23 protein-coding genes are annotated in these 18,962 nt (G+C 65.1%); 17 read left to right on the top strand and 6 right to left on the bottom strand.

Annotation, left to right across the window (positions count from 1 at the left end):
• Window positions 1–5: 5 nt before the first annotated feature.
• A complete protein-coding gene (gene cobJ, locus LQ220_RS22250) occupies window positions 6–779 on the top strand; it encodes a precorrin-3B C(17)-methyltransferase (RefSeq protein WP_041549922.1) in 774 nt (257 codons plus the stop codon).
• Here the strand turns inward: cobJ and LQ220_RS22245 are convergent.
• On the bottom strand, window positions 743–1,504 hold the full coding sequence (locus LQ220_RS22245) for a cobalt-precorrin-6A reductase (RefSeq protein ID WP_011443999.1): 762 nt from the start codon (window positions 1,502–1,504) through the stop codon (window positions 743–745). The genes cobJ and LQ220_RS22245 overlap by 37 nt on opposite strands.
• Here LQ220_RS22245 and LQ220_RS22240 point away from each other — a divergent pair.
• From LQ220_RS22240 to cobU, 15 genes are read left to right on the top strand one after another with little or no spacing between them, the layout of a single operon-like run.
• Window positions 1,503–2,711, top strand: a complete 1,209-nt coding sequence (locus tag LQ220_RS22240) for a bifunctional cobalt-precorrin-7 (C(5))-methyltransferase/cobalt-precorrin-6B (C(15))-methyltransferase (protein ID WP_041549920.1) — start codon at window positions 1,503–1,505, stop codon at window positions 2,709–2,711. The genes LQ220_RS22245 and LQ220_RS22240 overlap by 2 nt on opposite strands.
• Window positions 2,693–3,088 (top strand): cobalamin biosynthesis protein, encoded by a 396-nt coding sequence (locus LQ220_RS22235; RefSeq protein WP_230190274.1) that lies wholly within the window; start codon window positions 2,693–2,695, stop codon window positions 3,086–3,088. Before LQ220_RS22240 ends, LQ220_RS22235 begins: the two co-directional genes overlap by 19 nt.
• A complete protein-coding gene (gene cobM, locus LQ220_RS22230; RefSeq protein WP_011443996.1) occupies window positions 3,085–3,870 on the top strand; it encodes a precorrin-4 C(11)-methyltransferase in 786 nt (261 codons plus the stop codon). Before LQ220_RS22235 ends, cobM begins: the two co-directional genes overlap by 4 nt.
• The gene (locus LQ220_RS22225; RefSeq protein ID WP_011443995.1) at window positions 3,867–5,201 is read left to right on the top strand and encodes a cobyrinate a,c-diamide synthase; all 1,335 of its coding nucleotides are present in this window, start codon (window positions 3,867–3,869) and stop codon (window positions 5,199–5,201) included. The genes cobM and LQ220_RS22225 overlap by 4 nt, the downstream gene beginning before the upstream one ends.
• Complete coding sequence (gene cobF, locus LQ220_RS22220) at window positions 5,198–5,962, top strand: precorrin-6A synthase (deacetylating) (protein WP_011443994.1); 765 nt, start codon at window positions 5,198–5,200, stop codon at window positions 5,960–5,962. Before LQ220_RS22225 ends, cobF begins: the two co-directional genes overlap by 4 nt.
• Window positions 5,952–6,578: a cob(I)yrinic acid a,c-diamide adenosyltransferase gene (cobO, locus tag LQ220_RS22215; protein ID WP_011443993.1), complete on the top strand. Its 627-nt coding sequence runs from the start codon at window positions 5,952–5,954 to the stop codon at window positions 6,576–6,578. The genes cobF and cobO overlap by 11 nt, the downstream gene beginning before the upstream one ends.
• A 32-nt stretch (window positions 6,579–6,610) precedes the next feature.
• Complete coding sequence (bluB, locus tag LQ220_RS22210) at window positions 6,611–7,240, top strand: 5,6-dimethylbenzimidazole synthase (protein WP_041549918.1); 630 nt, start codon at window positions 6,611–6,613, stop codon at window positions 7,238–7,240.
• Window positions 7,241–7,265: 25 nt separating this feature from the next.
• Window positions 7,266–7,673 carry a DUF1636 domain-containing protein gene (locus tag LQ220_RS22205; protein WP_011443991.1) on the top strand — a complete coding sequence of 136 codons (408 nt, stop codon included), beginning with the start codon at window positions 7,266–7,268 and terminating at the stop codon, window positions 7,671–7,673.
• Window positions 7,670–8,686: a nicotinate-nucleotide--dimethylbenzimidazole phosphoribosyltransferase gene (gene cobT / locus LQ220_RS22200; protein ID WP_011443990.1), complete on the top strand. Its 1,017-nt coding sequence runs from the start codon at window positions 7,670–7,672 to the stop codon at window positions 8,684–8,686. Before LQ220_RS22205 ends, cobT begins: the two co-directional genes overlap by 4 nt.
• The gene (locus LQ220_RS22195; protein WP_011443989.1) at window positions 8,683–9,252 is read left to right on the top strand and encodes a histidine phosphatase family protein; all 570 of its coding nucleotides are present in this window, start codon (window positions 8,683–8,685) and stop codon (window positions 9,250–9,252) included. Before cobT ends, LQ220_RS22195 begins: the two co-directional genes overlap by 4 nt.
• Window positions 9,249–9,989: an adenosylcobinamide-GDP ribazoletransferase gene (locus LQ220_RS22190; RefSeq protein ID WP_011443988.1), complete on the top strand. Its 741-nt coding sequence runs from the start codon at window positions 9,249–9,251 to the stop codon at window positions 9,987–9,989. Before LQ220_RS22195 ends, LQ220_RS22190 begins: the two co-directional genes overlap by 4 nt.
• Complete coding sequence (cobD, locus tag LQ220_RS22185) at window positions 9,986–10,969, top strand: threonine-phosphate decarboxylase CobD (protein WP_011443987.1); 984 nt, start codon at window positions 9,986–9,988, stop codon at window positions 10,967–10,969. Before LQ220_RS22190 ends, cobD begins: the two co-directional genes overlap by 4 nt.
• On the top strand, window positions 10,962–11,912 hold the full coding sequence (gene cbiB / locus LQ220_RS22180) for an adenosylcobinamide-phosphate synthase CbiB (RefSeq protein ID WP_011443986.1): 951 nt from the start codon (window positions 10,962–10,964) through the stop codon (window positions 11,910–11,912). The genes cobD and cbiB overlap by 8 nt, the downstream gene beginning before the upstream one ends.
• The gene (locus tag LQ220_RS22175) at window positions 11,900–13,387 is read left to right on the top strand and encodes a cobyric acid synthase (RefSeq protein WP_041549915.1); all 1,488 of its coding nucleotides are present in this window, start codon (window positions 11,900–11,902) and stop codon (window positions 13,385–13,387) included. Before cbiB ends, LQ220_RS22175 begins: the two co-directional genes overlap by 13 nt.
• Window positions 13,384–13,911 (top strand): bifunctional adenosylcobinamide kinase/adenosylcobinamide-phosphate guanylyltransferase, encoded by a 528-nt coding sequence (gene cobU / locus LQ220_RS22170; RefSeq protein ID WP_011443984.1) that lies wholly within the window; start codon window positions 13,384–13,386, stop codon window positions 13,909–13,911. Before LQ220_RS22175 ends, cobU begins: the two co-directional genes overlap by 4 nt.
• 545 nt (window positions 13,912–14,456) lie before the next feature.
• Here the strand turns inward: cobU and LQ220_RS22165 are convergent.
• Both LQ220_RS22165 and LQ220_RS22160 read right to left on the bottom strand, forming a co-directional pair.
• The gene (locus tag LQ220_RS22165; protein ID WP_230190273.1) at window positions 14,457–14,729 is read right to left on the bottom strand and encodes a hypothetical protein; all 273 of its coding nucleotides are present in this window, start codon (window positions 14,727–14,729) and stop codon (window positions 14,457–14,459) included.
• Window positions 14,730–14,733: 4 nt separating this feature from the next.
• Window positions 14,734–15,141, bottom strand: coding sequence for a DUF3768 domain-containing protein (locus LQ220_RS22160; protein ID WP_230190272.1), 408 nt, complete (start codon window positions 15,139–15,141; stop codon window positions 14,734–14,736).
• Window positions 15,142–15,250: 109 nt separating this feature from the next.
• On the opposite strand from LQ220_RS22160, the gene LQ220_RS22155 reads away from it, so the two are divergent.
• Window positions 15,251–15,739: a hypothetical protein gene (locus LQ220_RS22155; protein WP_230190271.1), complete on the top strand. Its 489-nt coding sequence runs from the start codon at window positions 15,251–15,253 to the stop codon at window positions 15,737–15,739.
• A gap of 3 nt (window positions 15,740–15,742) precedes the next feature.
• Here the strand turns inward: LQ220_RS22155 and LQ220_RS22150 are convergent, their stop codons facing one another.
• From LQ220_RS22150 to LQ220_RS22140, 3 genes are read right to left on the bottom strand one after another with little or no spacing between them, the layout of a single operon-like run.
• The gene (locus LQ220_RS22150) at window positions 15,743–15,967 is read right to left on the bottom strand and encodes a hypothetical protein (protein ID WP_230190270.1); all 225 of its coding nucleotides are present in this window, start codon (window positions 15,965–15,967) and stop codon (window positions 15,743–15,745) included.
• A gap of 23 nt (window positions 15,968–15,990) precedes the next feature.
• Window positions 15,991–16,353, bottom strand: coding sequence for a hypothetical protein (locus tag LQ220_RS22145; protein ID WP_230190269.1), 363 nt, complete (start codon window positions 16,351–16,353; stop codon window positions 15,991–15,993).
• Window positions 16,350–18,272, bottom strand: coding sequence for a reverse transcriptase domain-containing protein (locus LQ220_RS22140; RefSeq protein ID WP_024018999.1), 1,923 nt, complete (start codon window positions 18,270–18,272; stop codon window positions 16,350–16,352). Before LQ220_RS22140 ends, LQ220_RS22145 begins: the two co-directional genes overlap by 4 nt.
• Window positions 18,273–18,962 lie beyond the last annotated feature (690 nt).

Raw genomic sequence — 18,962 nt, 5'->3', positions numbered from 1 at the left:
GGGCCATGAGCGGCTGGCTGGCCATCGCCGGTCTGGGGCCGGGCGACGAGGCGCTGATTACGCCCGAAGTCACCGCCGCTCTGGCCGGGGCAAGCGATGTCATCGGCTATATTCCCTATGTCGCCCGGATCGCCCCGCGCGCCGGGCTGACACTGCATCCGTCCGATAACCGGGTGGAGCTGGACCGGGCCGCCCATGCGCTGGAACTCGCGGCGCAGGGGCGGCGCGTGGTGGTGGTATCATCGGGCGATCCGGGCGTTTTCGCGATGGCCGCCGCCGTGTTCGAGGCGCTGGAGGCAGGCCCGGCCCACTGGCGCGATCTCGACATCCGGGTGCTGCCCGGCATCACCGCGATGCTGGCCGCCAGCGCGCGGGCGGGGGCGCCGCTGGGTCATGATTTTTGCGCGATCAATCTGTCGGACAATCTCAAGCCGTGGAATTTGATCGAAAAACGGTTGCGGCTGGCGGCAGAGGCGGACTTTGCCATGGCCTTCTACAACCCGAGGTCAAAAGCCCGGCCCGAAGGTTTCGAACGTGTGCTGGAATTGCTGCGCGAAGTGTGCGGCCCGGATCGCCCGATCTTGTTCGCCCGCGCCGTATCGACGCCCGACGAGCAATTGCGGATCGTACCGCTGGGTCAGGCCCGTGCAGACATGGCCGACATGCGGACCATGGTGATCGTCGGATCAAGCCTGACGCGGATCATCGAACGGACAAGTGGGCGAAAGCTCGGTCCGATCCTCTACACGTCGCGTTCGGCCTTGGGTTCGGCGTCATGACCCAGCCAGACCAGTACATCTTCCGGGCGATAGCATTCGGCCCGGCCCGGAACGGCAGGGCGATCAATCATCAGGACCGGCAGGCCCAGATCCCGTGCGGCGATCAGCTTGGCCTCTGCGCCTTGCCCGCCAGCGTTCTTGCACACCACCAGATCGATGGCGTGCGCCTCCATCAATGCGCTGTCGCCTGTGGCGGTGAACGGCCCGCGATCGACGATCAGGGTGTGATGGGGCAAGCCCGGCGGCTGGTCTGGCGCATCGACAAAGCGCAACAGATAATGATGCTGCGGCTGGGCAGCGAAGGCTGCCACATGCATCCGGCCCAGCGCCAGCATTACGCGGCGGGAGTGCCCGGCCAGCGCTGCCACCGCACCGTCGATGCTGGCAACGCGGGTCCAGCGGTCTCCGGCGACCGGTTGCCACGCCCGGCGGGTCAGCGCTACATGAGGCACTCCGGCCAGGCGGGCCGCCTCCACGGCATGGCTGCTCATCGTTGCGGCAAAGGGGTGGGTCGCGTCCACCAGATGAGTCACGCGGTGGTGGCGCAGATAATCGGCCAGCCCCGCCACACCGCCGAACCCGCCGACACGCACCGGCACCGGTTGAGCGCGGGGGTTTTCGGTCCGTCCGGCATAGCTGAGCGTCGTCGCAATGCCCCGCGCGCCAAGCAGGCGGGCAAGCGCGCTGGCCTCTGTCGTGCCGCCCAGCAGGAGGACGTTGGGCATGGCTGATATGGCTCCTGAAGCGTGGTTGACGATCATCGGCATTGGCGAGGACGGGCCGGACGGCCTTTCCGCCGCCGCCCGCACGGCGCTGGCGCAGGCCGGACTGGTCATGGGACCGGCACGGCACCTGTCGCTGCTGCCCGCGATTACCTGTACCATGATCGAATGGCCAGTACCCTTTGCCGATGGCATTGCCCTGCTGATGCAACATCGCGGGCAGCGGGTGGTGATGCTGGCATCGGGCGATCCGTTCTGGTTCGGGGCGGGAAGCAGTGTGGCGCGCCTGCTTGATCCGGGCGAATGGGTGGCGATCCCCGCGCCTTCCACTTTCACGCTGGCGGTTGCGCGGCTGGGCTGGCCGGTTCAGGATGTGGCCTGTCTTGGTCTCCATGCCGCGCCGTTAGATCGGCTCAAGCCCCACCTGGCACCAGGGCGGCGCGTCATTGCACTGTTGCGCGATGGCGCGGCGGTGGCCGCGCTGGCGGACTATCTGACCGGCCAAGGCTTTGGCGCGTCAGCGTTGCATGTGATGGAAGCGCTGGGCGGGCCGCGCGAACGGGTTCGCACCGCGCGCGCCGAGGGGCTGTCTTTCACCGACATCGCCCATCCGGTAGCGGCCGGGATCGAGTGTGCCGGGCATGGCCCGTCCTTGCCGCTGACGGCGGGCCGACCGGACCACTGGTTTGCGTCCGACGGGCAGTTGACCAAGCGTCCGGTACGCGCGCTGACGCTATCGGCGCTGGCCCCGTGTGCGGGTGAGCTGCTGTGGGATATTGGCGCGGGATCGGGATCGATCGGGATCGAATGGCTGCTGGCCCACCTGGCCAACCGGGCCTGTGCGATAGAGGCGGATCCGGTGCGCGCGGACCGTGTGCGGGCCAACGCCGCTGCGCTGGGCGTTGATCGGCTGAAAGTTGTCGTCGGGATTGCGCCGGATGCCCTGCCACCGGGACCATTGCCCGATGCGGTGTTCATCGGCGGTGGTTTATCGGAAGCCTTGCTGGACACGCTATGGGCACGTTTGCCCGCCGGAACGCGGCTGGTGACCAATGCGGTGACGCTGGAATCAGAAGCGCTGCTAGCCCGGTGGCATGGCCAGAAGGGCGGGAGCCTCCTGCGCATCGAACTGGCCGACGCCGCACCGCTGGGCAACCGGCACGGCTGGCGCGCGCGCTATCCGGTGGTGCAATGGAGCGTGACGCTGTGATCATCGCCGGGTTCGGCTTTCGGTCAGGCGTCGGCCTGCCTTCGCTGCGCGCGGCGTTCGCGCTGGCGGAGCAGGGGCAACCGCCGGTGACGCATCTGGCCACGGCGCAAGACAAGCTCGCAGCGCTGCTCCCTCTGGCCGAAGCGCTGGGCCTGCCGCTGATGGGCGTGGCGTCCGATGCACTGGCTGCCGTTTCCACCCCCACGCGCTCCATCGCCAGCCTGAACGCTCGTCACGTCGGCAGCGTGGCCGAAGCGTCCGCGCTTGCCGCTGCTGGCGCGGGTGCGCGCCTGCTGTCGCCGCGCCACATCTCCCCCGATCGCATGGCGACGTGCGCCATTGCTGCCAGTGTCAACCTTCAGGGAACCCCGACATGACCGTCCACTTCATTGGCGCCGGTCCCGGCGCGCCCGATCTTCTCACTTTGCGCGGACGCGATCTGATCGCGGGCAGCCCGGTGTGCCTTTATGCCGGGTCGCTGATCCCGGTCGCCGTGCTGGATCATTGCCCGCCGGGCGCCCGGATCGTGAACACCGCGCCGCTGGAACTGGACCAGATCATGGCCGAAATCGCCGCCGCCCATGCCGCCGGGCACGATGTGGCGCGGCTGCATTCGGGCGATCTTTCGGTGTGGTCTGCCATGGGCGAGCAGTTGCGCCGCCTGCGCGCGCTGGACATTCCCTTTACGATCACACCCGGCGTCCCGGCTTTCGCCGCCGCCGCCGCTGCGCTGGAGGCAGAGCTGACCCTGCCCGCGCTGGCGCAATCGCTGGTGCTGACCCGCACACCGGGCCGCGCCAGCACGATGCCGCCCGCCGAAAGCCTGGCCAACTTTGCCGTGACCGGCGCGACGCTGGCCATTCACCTTTCGGTTCACAATCTGGCGCAAGTGGTGGCGGACCTGACGCCGGCCTATGGCGCGGATTGCCCCGTCGCGGTGGTCTGGCGCGCCAGTTGGCCCGATCAGCGGATCGTGCGCGCCACGCTCGACACTATTGAACAGGCCATCGCCGGGAGCATGGAGCGCACCGCCCTGATCCTGGTCGGGCGGGTGCTGGCGGCGCAGGATTTTGCCGAAAGCAGCCTCTATGCGCCCGGTTATGATCGCCGGTTCAGGCCGCAGGATGCCACGTCACGTTTTGGCGGTGCGGCCGAATGAGCGCGCGCCACCAGACTCCGGGATTGATGATCGCCGCCCCCGCATCGGGCACAGGCAAGACCACGGTGATGCTGGGCCTGCTGCGCGCCCTGACCGAAGACGGGCTGGCGGTGCAGCCGTTCAAGAGCGGGCCGGACTATATCGACCCGGCGTTTCACCGCGCGGCGAGTGGCAGGCCGTCGTTCAATCTCGATAGCTGGGCGATGGAGGACGATCTGATCGCTGCCATTGCGGCGCAGGCCGGGGGCGCGGACATGGTGCTGGCCGAAGGGTCGATGGGGTTGTTCGATGGCGTGGCCAGCAAGGGTGCGTCGGGCAATGGTGCCAGCGCCGACATGGCCCGCCGGATGGGCTGGCCGATCGTGCTGGTGCTGGATGTGTCGGGGCAGGCGCAGTCCGCCGCCGCCACCGCGCTGGGGTTCAGCAGCCTTGATCCGGGGCTGCCATTTGCCGGGGTGATCCTGAACCGCGTGGCCAGTCCGCGTCATGAACGGCTGGTGCGCAAGGGCATGGAGGCGGTGGGCATTCCGGTGCTGGGCGCCCTGCCAAGGCGCGGCGACCTGACCCTGCCCGAACGCCATCTGGGGCTGGTTCAGGCGGTGGAGCATCCCGACCTTGATCGCGCGATTGCCGAGTTTGCAGCGTTCCTGCGCGCCCATGTCGATCTTGACGTTATTCGCCTTGCCGCTGGTGCCGCACCACAAGCCGACGGCGGCAACCTGCCTGCCCCTCCGGCCCAGCGGATCGCCATGGCGCGCGATGCGGCCTTTTCGTTCGTCTACCCGCATCTGATCGAAGGCTGGCGGCGCGCCGGGGCGGAGATCCTGCCATTCTCGCCGCTGGCCGATGAAGCGCCTGCCGCCCATGCCGATCTGGTGTGGTTGCCCGGCGGCTATCCCGAACTGCACGCCGGGACCATTGCGGCGGCTGCAACATTCCTGTCCGGCCTGCGCTGCCATGCGCAAACGCGGCCCGTGCACGGCGAATGCGGCGGCTATATGGTGCTGGGGCAGGGGTTGATCGACAAGAGCGGAGAACGGCACCGGATGGCCGGGCTGCTGGGGCTTGTCACCAGCCATGCCCAGCGCAAGATGCACCTTGGCTATCGCCATGCCGAACTGCTGGTGCCGGTATCGCGCCTTGCCGCCGGGACCAGGCTGCGCGGGCACGAGTTCCACTATTCAACCATTGCCGAACAGAGCGACGCGCCGCTGGCGCTTGTGACCGATGCCGAAGGCGCGGCGGTGGCCGAAAGCGGATCGCATCGCGGCCATGTCACCGGCAGCTATTTCCACATGATCGCGCCCGCTTCGTGCCGAGATGCCCAATGATCGACCTCCACCTGATCGGTATCGGCACTGGCAACCCCGATCACCTGACAGCGCAGGCTGTCGCGGCGATGAACCGTGCCGACCTGATCCTGTTGCCGCGCAAGGGGCAGGCCAAGTCCGATCTGATCGACCTGCGCCGGGAGATCTGCGCGCAGGTGCTGACGGGGCCAACGCGGATTGTGGAATTTGACTTGCCAGTGCGCGGCAATGGGGCCACTTATCTGGATGACGTCAACGCTTGGCATGATGCCATTGCCGATGCGTGGCGGGTGCAGATCGCCGAACATTTGCCCGGCGGTGGCAAGCTGGCGCTGCTCGTCTGGGGTGATCCCTCGCTGTATGACAGCACCTTGCGCATTGCTGACCGGCTGCGCAGCGCGGGGGTGGAAATCGCCGTGCGGGTGGTGCCGGGCATCACCAGTATTCAGGCGCTGACCGCTGCCCATGCCATGCCGTTGAACCCGCTGGCCGGCCCGGTGACGATCACCACCGGGCGGCTGCTGCGCGCCCATGGCTGGCCTGCCGGAGCCGACACGATTGTCGTGATGCTTGACAGCGGTTGCGCGTTCGAGGGGCTGCAACCGCAAGGCATCACCATCTGGTGGGGCGCTTATCTGGGCATGGCGCACGAGGCGCTGGAACAGGGCCCCCTGGCGCAAGCCGGTCCCCGGATCGCGTTGCGCCGGGCGGAACTGCGCGCGCGCCATGGCTGGATCATGGATGTCTATCTCATGCGAAGGGAATTGGCCGATGGAACCTGAAAACCAAGTAGAAGTTGCAGGCGGCGATGCCCGCCACGCCGAAAAGATGCGCAAGAAGCAGACCGCGCAGGCCAAGATCATGGCCAGCAAGACCCGCGAACAGGGCCTGCTGATCGTCCACACCGGCAAGGGCAAGGGCAAAACCAGCGCGGCGCTGGGCATGGTGGTTCGCGCCATTGGCCACGGCATGAAAGTGGGGGTGGTCCAGTTTGTCAAAGGGGCGATGAAAACGGGTGAAAAGGCCGTGTTCGATGCCTTTCCCGACAATGTCGAATTCAAGCCGATGGGCGAGGGTTTTACCTGGGACACGCAGGACCGCACACGCGATATCGCGGCCGCCCGCGCCGGCTGGGACGAGGTCAAGCGCATGATCGCCGATCCCAGCTATCACATGGTGCTGGCCGACGAACTGAACATCGTGCTGCGGTATGATTATCTGCCGGTCGATGAAGTGGTGGCGGTGCTGACCGCGCGCGACATGATGAAGCACGTTATCGTCACAGGCCGCAACGCCCCCGAGGCGCTGATCGAGGCGGCCGACCTTGTTACCGAAATGACCATGGTCAAGCATCCATTCCGCTCCGGCGTGAAGGCCCAGGCCGGCATTGAATTTTGACCGGGGATCGAGTTCTGAGCGCGGTCCCGCCTGTGTTCGGCGCGGAATTTGCGGAGCAATTCATGCAATTGCTGCGCTGGCGGCGCGATGTCCGGCATTTCGACCGCCGCGCCGTGGGCGAAGCGGACATGCGCGCGCTGCTGGCCTGTGCCTCGCTTGCGCCGTCGGTCGGCAATGCGCAGCCGTGGCGATTTGTGCGGGTGCGGACGCCTGACATCCGCGAGGCGCTGGCCGCCCATGCCGATGGGCAAAGTGCACAAGCGGCGGAGCGTTATGCCGGGCAGGCGCGGCACGATCACTACCTGTCGCTAAAGCTGCACGGCTTGCGTGAAGCGCCCGAACTGATGGCGGTGTTCTGCGATGAACTGCCCGAGGCGGGGCACGGCCTTGGCATTGCCACCATGCCTGAAATGCTGCGATATTCCTGTGTGCTGGCGATCCACAATCTCTGGCTCGCGGCACGGCTGCGCGGCATTGGCCTTGGCTGGGTGTCGATCGTTGATCCGCCTTTGGTTCAGGCCATGCTGGATGTACCCGCGCATTGGTCGCTGATCGCGCTGCTGTGCATTGGCTATCCGGCAGACACATCCGACACACCCGAACTGGAACGGCACGGTTGGCAACCGCGTGAACCGTGGAGCGACCGGGTGTTCGAACGATGATTTTCAATCAAAGGACCAGAAAACCATGCTGATACCCGTGGAGGACGGCCCCGCTATCGTGGCCTGCAACACTTGCCGCCATAGCGCCGATGCGCGTGAGGACTCCGCCGGGACGCGCGGCGGCGCGCAACTGGTGGCGGCGCTGCGACAGGTACAGGAGAGCGACGCGCGCTATGCCGGGGTGGCGGTGCAGGAGATGCCGTGCCTGTTCGCCTGCACCGATTTCTGCACAATCCACCTGCGCGCGCCCGGCAAGGTCGGCTATGTTCTGGGCCGGTTCACGCCGGACGAGGACGCCGCCACCGCCATTCTGGACTATGCGGTCCACTATGCCGCCAGCGAACATGGCCGGGTGCCGTTCAAGCAATGGCCGCAAGGCGTGAAGGGGCATTTCATAACCCGCACCCCGCCGCAGGGCTTCGTTGCGGAATGAGCCGGTTTGCGTCCCTTGCCGCCTTTGAAGCGGCGCTTGAGCGTTTGCCTGTGGCCGATGCGGACGCCATCACCGCTGCGCGGGCGCGGCAGGCCAGCCTGACCAAGCCCGCCGGATCGCTGGGGCGACTGGAAGACATCGCGGTGTTTATGGCCGGATGGCAGGGCACGGCGCAGCCGGTGATCGAACAGGGCCGCGCGGCGATCTTTGCCGGGAATCATGGCTTCGTTGTCCACGGGGTCAGCGCCTTTCCCGCCAGCGTGACTGCCGCGATGGTCGGCAATTTCGCTGCCGGAGGTGCCGCCATCAACGCACTGGCCGGGGCCGCCGGACTTGATCTGCGGGTCATCGCACTCGATCTGGACCGGCCCACGGCGGACTTCACCATCGCTGCGGCAATGGACGAGACGGAGTGCCTTGCTGCACTTGCTGCCGGAGCGGCGGTGGTGGAGCCGGGGCTGCACCTGCTGGTCGTTGGCGAAATGGGCATTGGCAATTCAACCGCCGCCGCCGCGCTTTGCGCGCGCAGTTATGGCGGCAGTCCCGCGCAATGGGCCGGGCCGGGAACGGGCGTTGATGCGGGCGGAATTGCGCGCAAGGTAGCCGTGGTAGAGCGGGCGCTGGCCTTTCATGCCGATGCGCCGGACACCCCGTTTGAAATCCTGCGCCGGTTGGGCGGGCGCGAAATCGCAGGCGTTGCCGGGGCCGTGCTGGAGGCGCGCCGTCTGCGCATCCCGGTGGTGCTGGACGGGTTCATCAGTTGCGCCGCACTGGCGCCGCTGGCCGCCGCCGTTCCGGCGATCACCGATCATTGTCTGGCGGGCCATTGTTCGGCTGAACCGGGGCATATCCGCTTGCTGGAGCATCTGGGCCTTGATCCCCTGCTGTCGCTGGGGATGCGATTGGGCGAAGGCAGCGGCGCGGCGCTGGCCGTGTCGGTAATCCGGGCAGCGCTGGCCACGCACAACGGCATGGCCACTTTTGCGCAGGCCGGGGTGGCAGACGGCCTGTGAGCAGCTTTCCCCTTTATCTCCTGCGCCACGGTGAACCGGAAGGCGCGGGGCGGCTGATTGGTCTTACCGATGCGCCGCCTATTGCCGCCGGTATCGCGGCCTGCGCCGATCAGGCGCGGAATCTGGCGGCTGAAGTGCTGATCGCTTCCGACCTGTCGCGGGCGCGTTTGGCGGGCGAGGCCATTGCCCTTGCGACCGGTGTGCCGCTGTCAATCGATCCGCGCTGGCGCGAACTGGACTTTGGCGCATGGGACGGGATGGCTCCCGGCGATGTAGAAGGCGCGGCACTGGCGCGGTTCTGGGACGATCCCGATGGCCATGCGCCGCCCGGTGGAGAACGCTGGTCGGCGCTGGTGGAACGAGTATCCAGCGCCCTTGGCGATCTGGCCGCGCGGCCGACGCTGATCGTCACGCATGGAGGCGCGATGCGGGCGGCGCTGGCGGTGTTGTGCGGGTTTGACATGCACCAGACGTGGGCCGTTGACCTGCCCTACAATTGCCTGCTGACGTTGCGCGTCTGGCCCGGAGCAACCCCCACGGCACAGATCGCGGGGCTTTATCCGTGAGGGGCTTCATCATCGCCCTGCAATTCCTGACGCGGCTGCCTATGCCAGCTCCACTGCGGACAATCGTCGTGGATGATGCCGCGTTTGCCCGGTCGATGCGCTGGTTTCCCGCTGTAGGCCTGGTTATTGGTGCAGCGGTTGCGGGAGCCGCATGGGCAGGCGCGCTGGTCGATCACCGGCTGGGCGCATTAGCCGCACTGATCGTCTGGGTGGGCGTGACCGGCGCGCTGCACCTTGATGGCCTGGCCGACCTCGCCGATGCCAGCGGCGCGGCGCATAAAGATCGCGAGCGGCTGCTGGCCGTTCTGGCCGATCCCCATGTCGGCAGCTTCGGCGTTGTCGCGATTGTGCTCCAACTGCTGAGCAAGTTGGTGCTGCTGGATATGCTGGTGGATGCACGGGCGTTTGGCGCGCTGGTACTGGTGCCGTTTGCCGCGCGCATCGGCCCGCTGGTGTGGACATGGTGGCTGATGCCGCTGCATCAGGGGCTGGCGGCTCGATTCCGTTCCGCCATCGGCCCGATCGATCTTGCGGGCTGGGCGGCCGCGCTGGCAGCGGCGGCGTGGTTCACTCCGGCGCTGCTTGTCACACCATTGCTCGTTCTGTGGTGGGGGTGGCACGTGCGCCGCGCGTTGGGCGGGATTTCCGGCGATGGCCATGGTGCAGGCATCGAGTTGATCGAAACCGGCTTGCTGCTGAGCGTGGCAATCACGGGCCTATGGATACACACGACATGAACAGCTTCAGTTTTCACGGCGGCAGGTTGGCCGATGCCATGGCGCAGTTCGGCATGGGCAAGGCGCCGTGGATCGACCTGTCCACCGGCATCAATCCGCATGGCTGGCCCGGCGCGGACAATCTGGCAGTGGACTGGCAGGCGCTGCCCGACACCGGCGCGCTGAACGATCTGGAGGCCGCTGCCGCCGCCTGTTTCGGCACTGACCCAGCCCATGTCTGTGCCGTACCAGGCACGGAGATCGGCCTGCGGATGCTGGGTGACATCCTGCCCGGCGCTGCCATCCACGCCCAGCCCAGCTATCGCACCCATGGCGAAATGATTCCCCGCAGCCGCCCCGTAGCCCTGACCGAGCTGACCGGAACGGAGGAGGCGACCATCATCCTTGCCAATCCCAATAACCCCGATGGCCGGATCATGTCGCCTGCCACCCTGCTTGGCTGGCTGGCGGCGCGGCGCGACAGCGCAGCGTGGCTGGTCGTGGACGAAGCCTTTGCCGATGCCGCCCCGCACAGCAGCCTTGCCGCCCATGTGCAGGACGGACAGCGGCTGATTATCTTCCGCTCGTTCGGCAAATTCTTCGGGCTGGCCGGGGTGCGGCTCGGCTTTGTGCTGGGACCGCGCGCGCTGATCGCGCAATATCGGCAGCGGCTGGGCAGTTGGCCGCTATCGGCAGCGGCGCTGGCCATCGGCACAGCGGCATATCAGGATGTGGACTGGACAGCCGCCATGCGGATGGCCTTGCGTGAACAGGCGGATGCGCTGGACGCGGTGCTGGCGCGGCGGGGCTACAGCGCGATAGGTGCTTGCCCGCTGTTCCGGCTGATCGAAACGGACGATGCCGCCGCGCTGTTCGAACGCCTTGCGCGCCATTCCATCCTGACGCGGCCGTTCGATTACGATCCGCGCTGGCTGCGCCTGGGCCTGCCCGCCGACCGACAGGCGCTGGATCGCCTTGATGCGGCGCTGGCTGATGATTGATCTGACTGCTTTCCTGGCCTTGGTGCTCGACGCGGCAGTGGGCTGGCCTCAGCCGCTGTATCGCCGGATCGGCCATCCTGTGGGCATCTTTGCGCGGATTATCGCCGCGCTGGAACGGCGCTGGAATGTCCCCTCGCGTTCCGATGGACAGCGGCGCATGGCCGGGGCGGTCACCGTCCTGATCCTGCTGGGTATGGCGGGCGGTGCGGGCTGGGTGCTGCAAAGTCTGCTCGTGGCAATCGCCGGGCCTTGGGCCTGGCCCCTGATCGCTGTGCTGGCCTGGCCGGGTCTGGCGCAGCGCAGCCTGTACGACCACGTCCGCCTCGTTGCCGATGCGCTGGAGCGGCAGGATCTGCCAGCCGCGCGCGCCACAGTCGGCATGATCGTTGGCCGCGATACAGCCGCGCTTGATGACGCGGGTGTTGCCCGCGCGGCGATCGAGAGTCTGGCGGAAAGTTTCTGCGACGGGGTGGTCGCGCCGTTGTTCTGGCTGCTGGTGCTGGGGCTGCCCGGTATCTGGGCCTATAAAGCGATCAACACCGCCGACAGCATGATTGGGCACCGCGAGGAGCGATGGCGCGCCTATGGTTGGGCTGCGGCCCGCACCGACGATGCGATGAACCTCATTCCAGCGCGCCTGTCGGGATTGCTGATCTGCCTGTGCGGCGGGGGTGGCTGGCGGATATTGTGGCGCGATGCGTCCAGGCACGCCTCGCCCAATGCGGGCTGGCCCGAGGCCGCGATGGCTGGGGCGCTGGGGCTGCGCCTGGCTGGGCCAATCGCTTATGACGGGATTCTTTCGGACAAGCTCTGGATTGGGGAGGGAGACCGCCCGGCCCGGACAGAGGATATTTGGCGCGGATTGGGCATCTACGCCCGTGCATGTCTGTGCCTGTGGTTCATGGCGGCCGGTATTGCAGGAGGTGCAGCATGGGCGCTATAATGCTTCAGGGCACCGGCTCTGATGTGGGCAAATCCGTGCTGGTGGCGGGGCTGTGCCGCGCCCTGGTGCAGCGGGGTTTGCGGGTCTTGCCGTTCAAGCCGCAGAACATGTCGAACAATGCTGCCGTCACCAGCGATGGCGGCGAGATCGGCCGGGCGCAGGCCTTGCAGGCAATCGCCTGCAAGGTGGAGCCGCATACCGACATGAATCCGGTGCTGCTGAAACCGCAGGCCGACCGCACATCGCAACTGATCGTGCATGGTCGGGTGCGCGGCACATTGGGCGCGGGCAATTTTCGGCAGGCACGGGGCGCGCTGCTCGGCGAAGTTCTGGCCAGCTATAACCGGCTCCGCCGGGCGTGCGACATCGTCGTTGTCGAGGGTGCCGGCTCTCCTGCGGAAATCAACCTGCGCGCTGGCGACATCGCCAATATGGGCTTTGCGCGAGCGGCAGGCGTGCCCGTCGTGCTGGTCGGCGATATTGATCGCGGCGGAGTCATTGCCGCCATCGTTGGCACGAGAACGATCATCGACCCCGCCGACACGGCGATGATCCAGGGTTTCATCATCAACAAGTTTCGGGGGGATCCCGCCCTGTTCGCCGATGGCTACGCCCAGATCGAAAGCCTCTCAGGCTGGCGCGGCTTCGGCGTTGTCCCATGGTTGAGCGCGGCGGCGCGGCTCCCCAGCGAGGATGCCGTGGTGCTGGAGAGCGGCAAGGCGCGGGCTGAAAGCCGCAAGCTGATCGCCTGTCCGATCCTGCCGCGCATATCTAATTTCGATGACCTCGATCCGCTGAAGCTCGAACATGGTGTGGACCTGCACATGGTTCCGCCCGGCCAGCCGATCCCGGCAGAGGCCGCACTCATCATCCTGCCCGGGTCAAAGTCGACAATCGCCGATCTGGCCGCTCTGCGTGCAGAGGGCTGGGACATCGATATTTTTGCGCATCACCGGCGCGGCGGGCTGATCCTTGGGCTTTGCGGTGGTTACCAGATGCTCGGCAAAAGCATCGCCGATCCCGATGGGTTTGAAGGTTCGGCCAGCGCTGCCAGCGGCCTTGGCCTGCTTGATGTTGAAACGACCTTGCACGCGCACAAGGCGTTGCGTCCGGTCAGCGGGCTGGCGATGGGCGCGCCATTCCAGGGATATGAAATGCACATGGGGCAAACCAACGGGCCGGATACGGAACAGCCCTTCGCCGTTTTCGCCGATGGCCGCCGCGATGGCGCGATAAATGCGGGCGGCACGGTGTTTGGTTCCTATGTCCACGGCCTGCTGGCTGATGCGGAGCTGCGCCGGGCGCTGCTGTCGCGCATGGATGTAGAAGCCGGGGGCGTGGACTATGGCGCCTCTGTCGAGGCGGCGCTGGACGAGATCGCAGCCGCGCTTGAGGAGCATCTCGATATTGACGCGCTGGTGGCGCTGGCCATGGCGGAGAGACCCGCTTCCGTCCCGGCGGGAGACAGCGCATGAGCAGCGCCTTGTCCCACTTGCTGGTGCTGGGCGGCGCGCGTTCGGGCAAGAGCCGCTATGCGCAAGGCAGGGCAGAGGCCCTGGCGGGTGAACTGATCTATCTGGCCTCAGCCCAGGCCTTCGATGACGAGATGCGCGAGCGGATTGCCCTGCACCGTGCCGATCGTGGGCCGCGCTGGTCAACCGTCGAGGCCCCCCTGGAACTGGCGGAGGCGATCACGGTATATAGCACGCCCGAGACGGTGGTGCTGGTCGATTGCCTGACGCTGTGGGCTTCGAACCTGATGCTGGCGGAACGCGATACGGCTGCCGCTACGGAAGGACTGACGCGCTCGCTTTCAGCCGCACGGGGGCCGGTCATTCTGGTCGCCAACGAAGTGGGTCTGGGCATTGTACCCGACAACGCCCTTGCCAGAAGGTTTCGCGATGTTGCGGGCCGCATCAATCAGGAAATAGCGGCATTGGTTGAAGAGGCAGTCATAATGTTCGCCGGCCTTCCCTTGACGCTGAAACCTAAAGGATGAGCGGCTAGCCATACCACTTGCCACTGTGCAACTCGTGGGGGCAGGTGGTATGGAGCAAAGCCAGATCCAGCGTGTCGGTGAGGCCGCCGGCCATCATTGTGGTGCACAGCTGCCACTAGATGATGTAGCGGGAATAACGGTGTCTGCGGCTCGCTGATTAGCGACTACGCCTTCGGACGCGGGGATCCCCGACCGCAGAGGTAATCACCGAAGTGCGCCAGTGCTCGACTGTCGACCGGTTTTGACAGCCTGGCCCGTTTTTTGTCCCGGTGTTGACACCTGAGCCGGAAACCTTTTGCCCCAGACCCCCATCCGCCCCATCTCACGCTAGCTAAGGCGGGTTGCGGCGAAGCCTGCCGTTTGAGCGGCGCACGTCGAACGGCAGCATTGTCCCAGCTTTCGCTGTTCGGAATGCGCGTTCAACAACCTAGGAGATCGCAAGATCGATCGGCAATTCAGGCCTGCGAGTATCCGGTTTTTCGAGGGCACCTGCCACTCGAATTGCTACGAAACAATGGCGAGCCGTTGCATCTCAGCGGGTTGCCTTAGCTAGTTGGTTCGGCGCTTCGGTCGGCATCCAATCGGCATCGCAACTCTGGAGCCACTTCGGCAAACTCCAGCACGATGTCGAGCAGTTCCGCCACTCCGTAGATATCGGCAAACGTCCCTCCACGCCGAAGCAATACTTCGGGCTCGCAGGCAATCTCGGGAGCGCCAAACACGATGGCAAAGTAGGTGCTCAGGCCAGGATCCCATCCGACCGCTACCTCGAACAAATCCGCACGATGGGGCAGCGGCTTTAGCGAATATCGGCTCATCACGTCACCAATCGCTCGCGAGCATGATGGTGACGATGCGGAAGCTCTGCTCCGCATCCCACGGCGTTTCCGAACCCCACAAAAATGTCCCGTCGTTCGCATAGACGTCGACCTTCCAGAAGATCTTGTGCCCCTGGAATTCGACCACGCCAAAATCGCGCTCGCCATGCGGGTCGTTACCGGGTTCGATCGAGGTCTCGTTGATGAGTTTGCGAATGGCACGCTGGCCCAGCATCAGATTGAGCTGGCGGGCGCCGGGATCGTCCGCATCACCCGCGAGGATATCTGCAAGGGCACGGGTGAACACAGTGCGCGAGGTGGACAATGAACCTGCGCGGGCAGCGTCGTTGAGCCGGGCGACCTCAGCCGTGTGATCGACAGCGGGCAAGGTGGATTGGGAAAGCTGGGACATGGCGTGCTCCTTTCGATGTAATCATCCACCGAGTGCCCCCTCCCCTCCGCTCGCCCGTTGACGGGGCTTGATCGTTCACGCTACGTTCTGTTTCGAAAGGAACCCTGCAATGCCCGCACCGAACCACCTCGACCATTTCGATCTCGACATCGTGCTTCGCGATGCCTCATGCGACATGAACCTGCAGCCGGTGCGACGGGCGATCGCGGCGCTATGCATCGGGGTCAGCGTGGACGATGCTTACCTGTCGGTGCGAGAATTGCGCGAAGCGGTGTCGCTCGTGCATGAAAATGCGCCCGGAGGGCGTGCAAAGCTCGCCGGGATCCTCAGCACTCAGTGCGACGATTTCCAGCGGGCGATCTACTACTGCCTCGCTGGGCGCGGCGTGGTCGAGATGGCCGAGGCGATGGATTGGTTACTAACGCTCCTCAAGGCGCGCGGGCGCACCGCAGCCTGGCTCAGCCGCTCACGCGTTCGACGCAAGGATCTGGTTTCGCCTTATGTCGCCGAAGCCCCGGACGGCCCGCTCGTGTCGGCCAGCCCCGATTTCGAATTGGGGCAATCGTGGTACGTCGAGCGGGGCCCTGAGCCTTATTGACCTTCAAGGGACATCGTCGTTGCACGTCAGAACCCGCGAGACGGTGCGGCCCGGTGCCGCCTTGCTCGCCAGGACCACGCGGAACGGCTGCAGGGGATTGCCGGTCTTCACCACGGCGGTATCGCTTTGGACATGATCGGCGACCCTGGTTGCAATCCGGTTGGCGTTTTCGATGCTGCACAGCCGGGCCCGTTTGGACGAGCGCGTAGGAGAGGTTGGTTCGGTCATGGCGCTGCTCACTTGATGCCGGGTCACGGCGCCGACGGTGCCGCCGGGGGCGGAACGATCGTCCAGGCACGGCTCATCAGCTTGCTGATCTTCACGCCGACCCCGTCGCCAACGCGGCGCAGGATGGTTTTCCTGCCCGACTGGACCACCCGAAAACTCCTTTCGCTGTGCCCATCGGTAAACGTCAGCGGCTCGGCGAGCACCAGCATGTCACCCTGCGCCGGCTTGCGGCGCGAAGTCAACGCGAGGCGCTGGCGGCAGTGCTCCCGCCACTGTGCGGCATATTCGTTGCCGGGTGGGCCCAGCAAGTCGAGGATCGAGGCCGGACAGTCATAGCTGTATGGCCCCATGGTTTCGCTCAGTCGGGTAGGATTGGTGCTGCTCATGGAGTCAGCCCTGATCCCCCCGCCGAACCGCACGTGCAGCTTTCACCGCATGCGGCTCTCCACTGTGACGAACCATCACTTTGCCGTAGATCGGGCAGGCGGCCTCTGTGAGTATCCCAGTGGCATTGCTCGCACAGGACCACCGTCCTGCGGGCGCGTGCCACCTTCATTCTCACGACAAAACCGCGGTGCGAAACATCGGCCATCCCCCGGATATGGTGCACCTGACACGGAACATCGGATCGACCGCAAGCCTCGCATTGCTTGGCATTCTGACGATCAACCCAGTCCGTACGTGAGTGGGTGAACACCTGCGTCCAAGGCTGGATATCAATCCTGGACGAGGTGGCCGGATCACGTTTCAGATGAGCCAGTTTCCAGACTTTGACCGATCGGGGCTGGCCATCGACGTCGTAGCCGATGGTGAATTCCTGCCCCGTCCTCATGCGGGCCACGACCGCTCGCACATTGGTTTTGTGCTTGCTGGCCAAGGTCTTGAACAAGCTCCACCGCTGGAGAAACTCAAGCCTGTTCAGCTTGAAGCTCACATCCTTGGCGAGAGCATAGTAGTTCGCAAAACCCCGCAATTCGGCGTTGTAAGCTAGGACGATCTCAACGTCGCTGCAGCTGAGCAGCAGGCTACGATGACGCGGCTTCAACACCGACAGATCACCATAACCTTTTGCAGAAGCGAACGCGTGGACCTTCTCCCAAGGGACATGCAGCTGCATCACTTCCGACGGCGGCCTACGAAGGAAGCTGACGGAACCTTGTCGGCTCCGGACAACCCGTTGGCGTGTCGTATATGTGCGGACCTCATATCCAAGGAAGGCGGCTCCATCGCTCGCCTTGCGGATACCGCTTTTCTCCTCGGACACCGTGAGCGCCAGCGCCTCGGTCAGGAATGCCCTGACTTCGGCGAACACGCTTCGTGCATCCTCCTTGCTACCGATAACCCCAATCATGAAGTCGTCCGCGTAGCGACAGTAACGAAGTCGGCGATAACCGGGGTCCATCGCGTCTCTCGACGGGATGGACCGCTTTTGCGGCAGTAAGGTTTGGATTTTGGCCAAGGAGGCCGCAACCTTCACCTCGTCGACATTGTCTTTGGCCCGCAGCATGGTGACGCGCTTCCGTTGTTTCTGGATGCGCCCAGCCAGTCGCCCATATTCCGGGTTCGTGGCACGGACCTTCCCCCTCTCGAAAGCCGCGATCCGTTCCGCCATGAACATATCGAGTTCATGGAGGTAGATGTTGGCCAAGATTGGAGAGACGATACCGCCCTGCGGAGTGCCGCTGTAGGTCCGGGTGTGAACCCGGTCTTCCATAACACCCGCCTTAAGCATGCTGCCGATCAAGCCGATGAATTTCTCGTCATCGATCCTTTTCCGCAACAGCCGCAGGAGGATGTCGTGGTCGATGTTCTCGAAGAACCCCGCGACATCCACATCTACGAGCCATTTCACCCCCGTCCATACGGCTTTGACGTGTTCAAGCGCCGTATGACACGACCGGCCCGGCCGGAATCCATGGGAGGCGTTCGAGAACACCGGTTCATAGATCCGTTCGAGCAGTTGCCGCGCCACTTCCTGAACGAGGCGGTCGTCGCGCGTGGGAATGCCCAGCGGACGCCGTTTGCCCTTGCCTTTCGGGATAAACACCCGACGCACTGGTTTGGGATCATAGGTCCCTGCCGTCACGCTGGCGATAATCGGGTCGAGGTCTTCCGGTCCGAAGTCCGCGAAGGTCTCGCCGTCAATACCCGGCGTCATCGCACCCTTGTTGGATCCGATCTTCTGGAGCCCCTCCTCCCAAAGGAGGCGAGACCCCATCAGACGATAGAGTCCATTCACCCTTTTGCCCGACGCAACGAGCGCCGGAATGGCCTCCAACCGGCCTTTCACAGTTTCTGGCAGCATCAGCACACCCCATGATCGGTGGTTGAAGAATCACAGCTGCCGCCCTTCCCCCGGTCTTCCCCGCTTTCGGCCCGATCGCTCGAGACCTTATACAGTTGCACCGCCGCCTCCGAAGAGGTCGATGTCCCGGGCATTACCCCGGGCATTTGAGTAATATGGCGGCTCCGTACCCATGCAGGCCGGCAGAAGCCGCCTGTTTAGGGCATCCCGTAGTTACGCTGAATGGAGATGCGGCGCGGTTAGGTGTCCCGTTCGTCCACTAAACCCCTCGACGAGAGGCGCACCGGATGGGCTGAGAAACAGGCGGCCAAGACATGAGACCGCTGTCATCATCCGGACCTGGCGTGACAGTCGCTTTCGCCAGTATCGCTATATAGATTGCTGCAGACTGGGATTTAAGCAGTGTAGCCTTCACCATACGCACCTTGCCCTGACCGTCATCGCCTCCATTTGCGACTAAGACGCATCTGGCCTTTTCCGAACATGCTATTGTTCCCCGTCCCTTTCGGGATTTCAGACCTTGTGAGGCCCGAGGTTAGTCCGGCGAGCAGAGGCATTCTCAACGTACGCATCCGTTGTGGACCGCAGGCATCAAGCATTTTTTTGAGGTAAGATCTCCCAGGAGTATCGCTACCCTTACTCCTGGGAGATTGGGTTTTCGCTGCTGGTAAATCAGGCCGCCTGAGCGGT

Origin of the sequence: Sphingobium sp. CECT 9361, from assembly GCF_918741285.1 — a bacterium.
In the GTDB taxonomy this organism is placed as follows: Bacteria; Pseudomonadota; Alphaproteobacteria; order Sphingomonadales; family Sphingomonadaceae; genus Sphingobium.
Note: the sequence above shows the minus strand (reverse complement) of the source record. Positions and strands in the feature narration are given on the sequence as shown.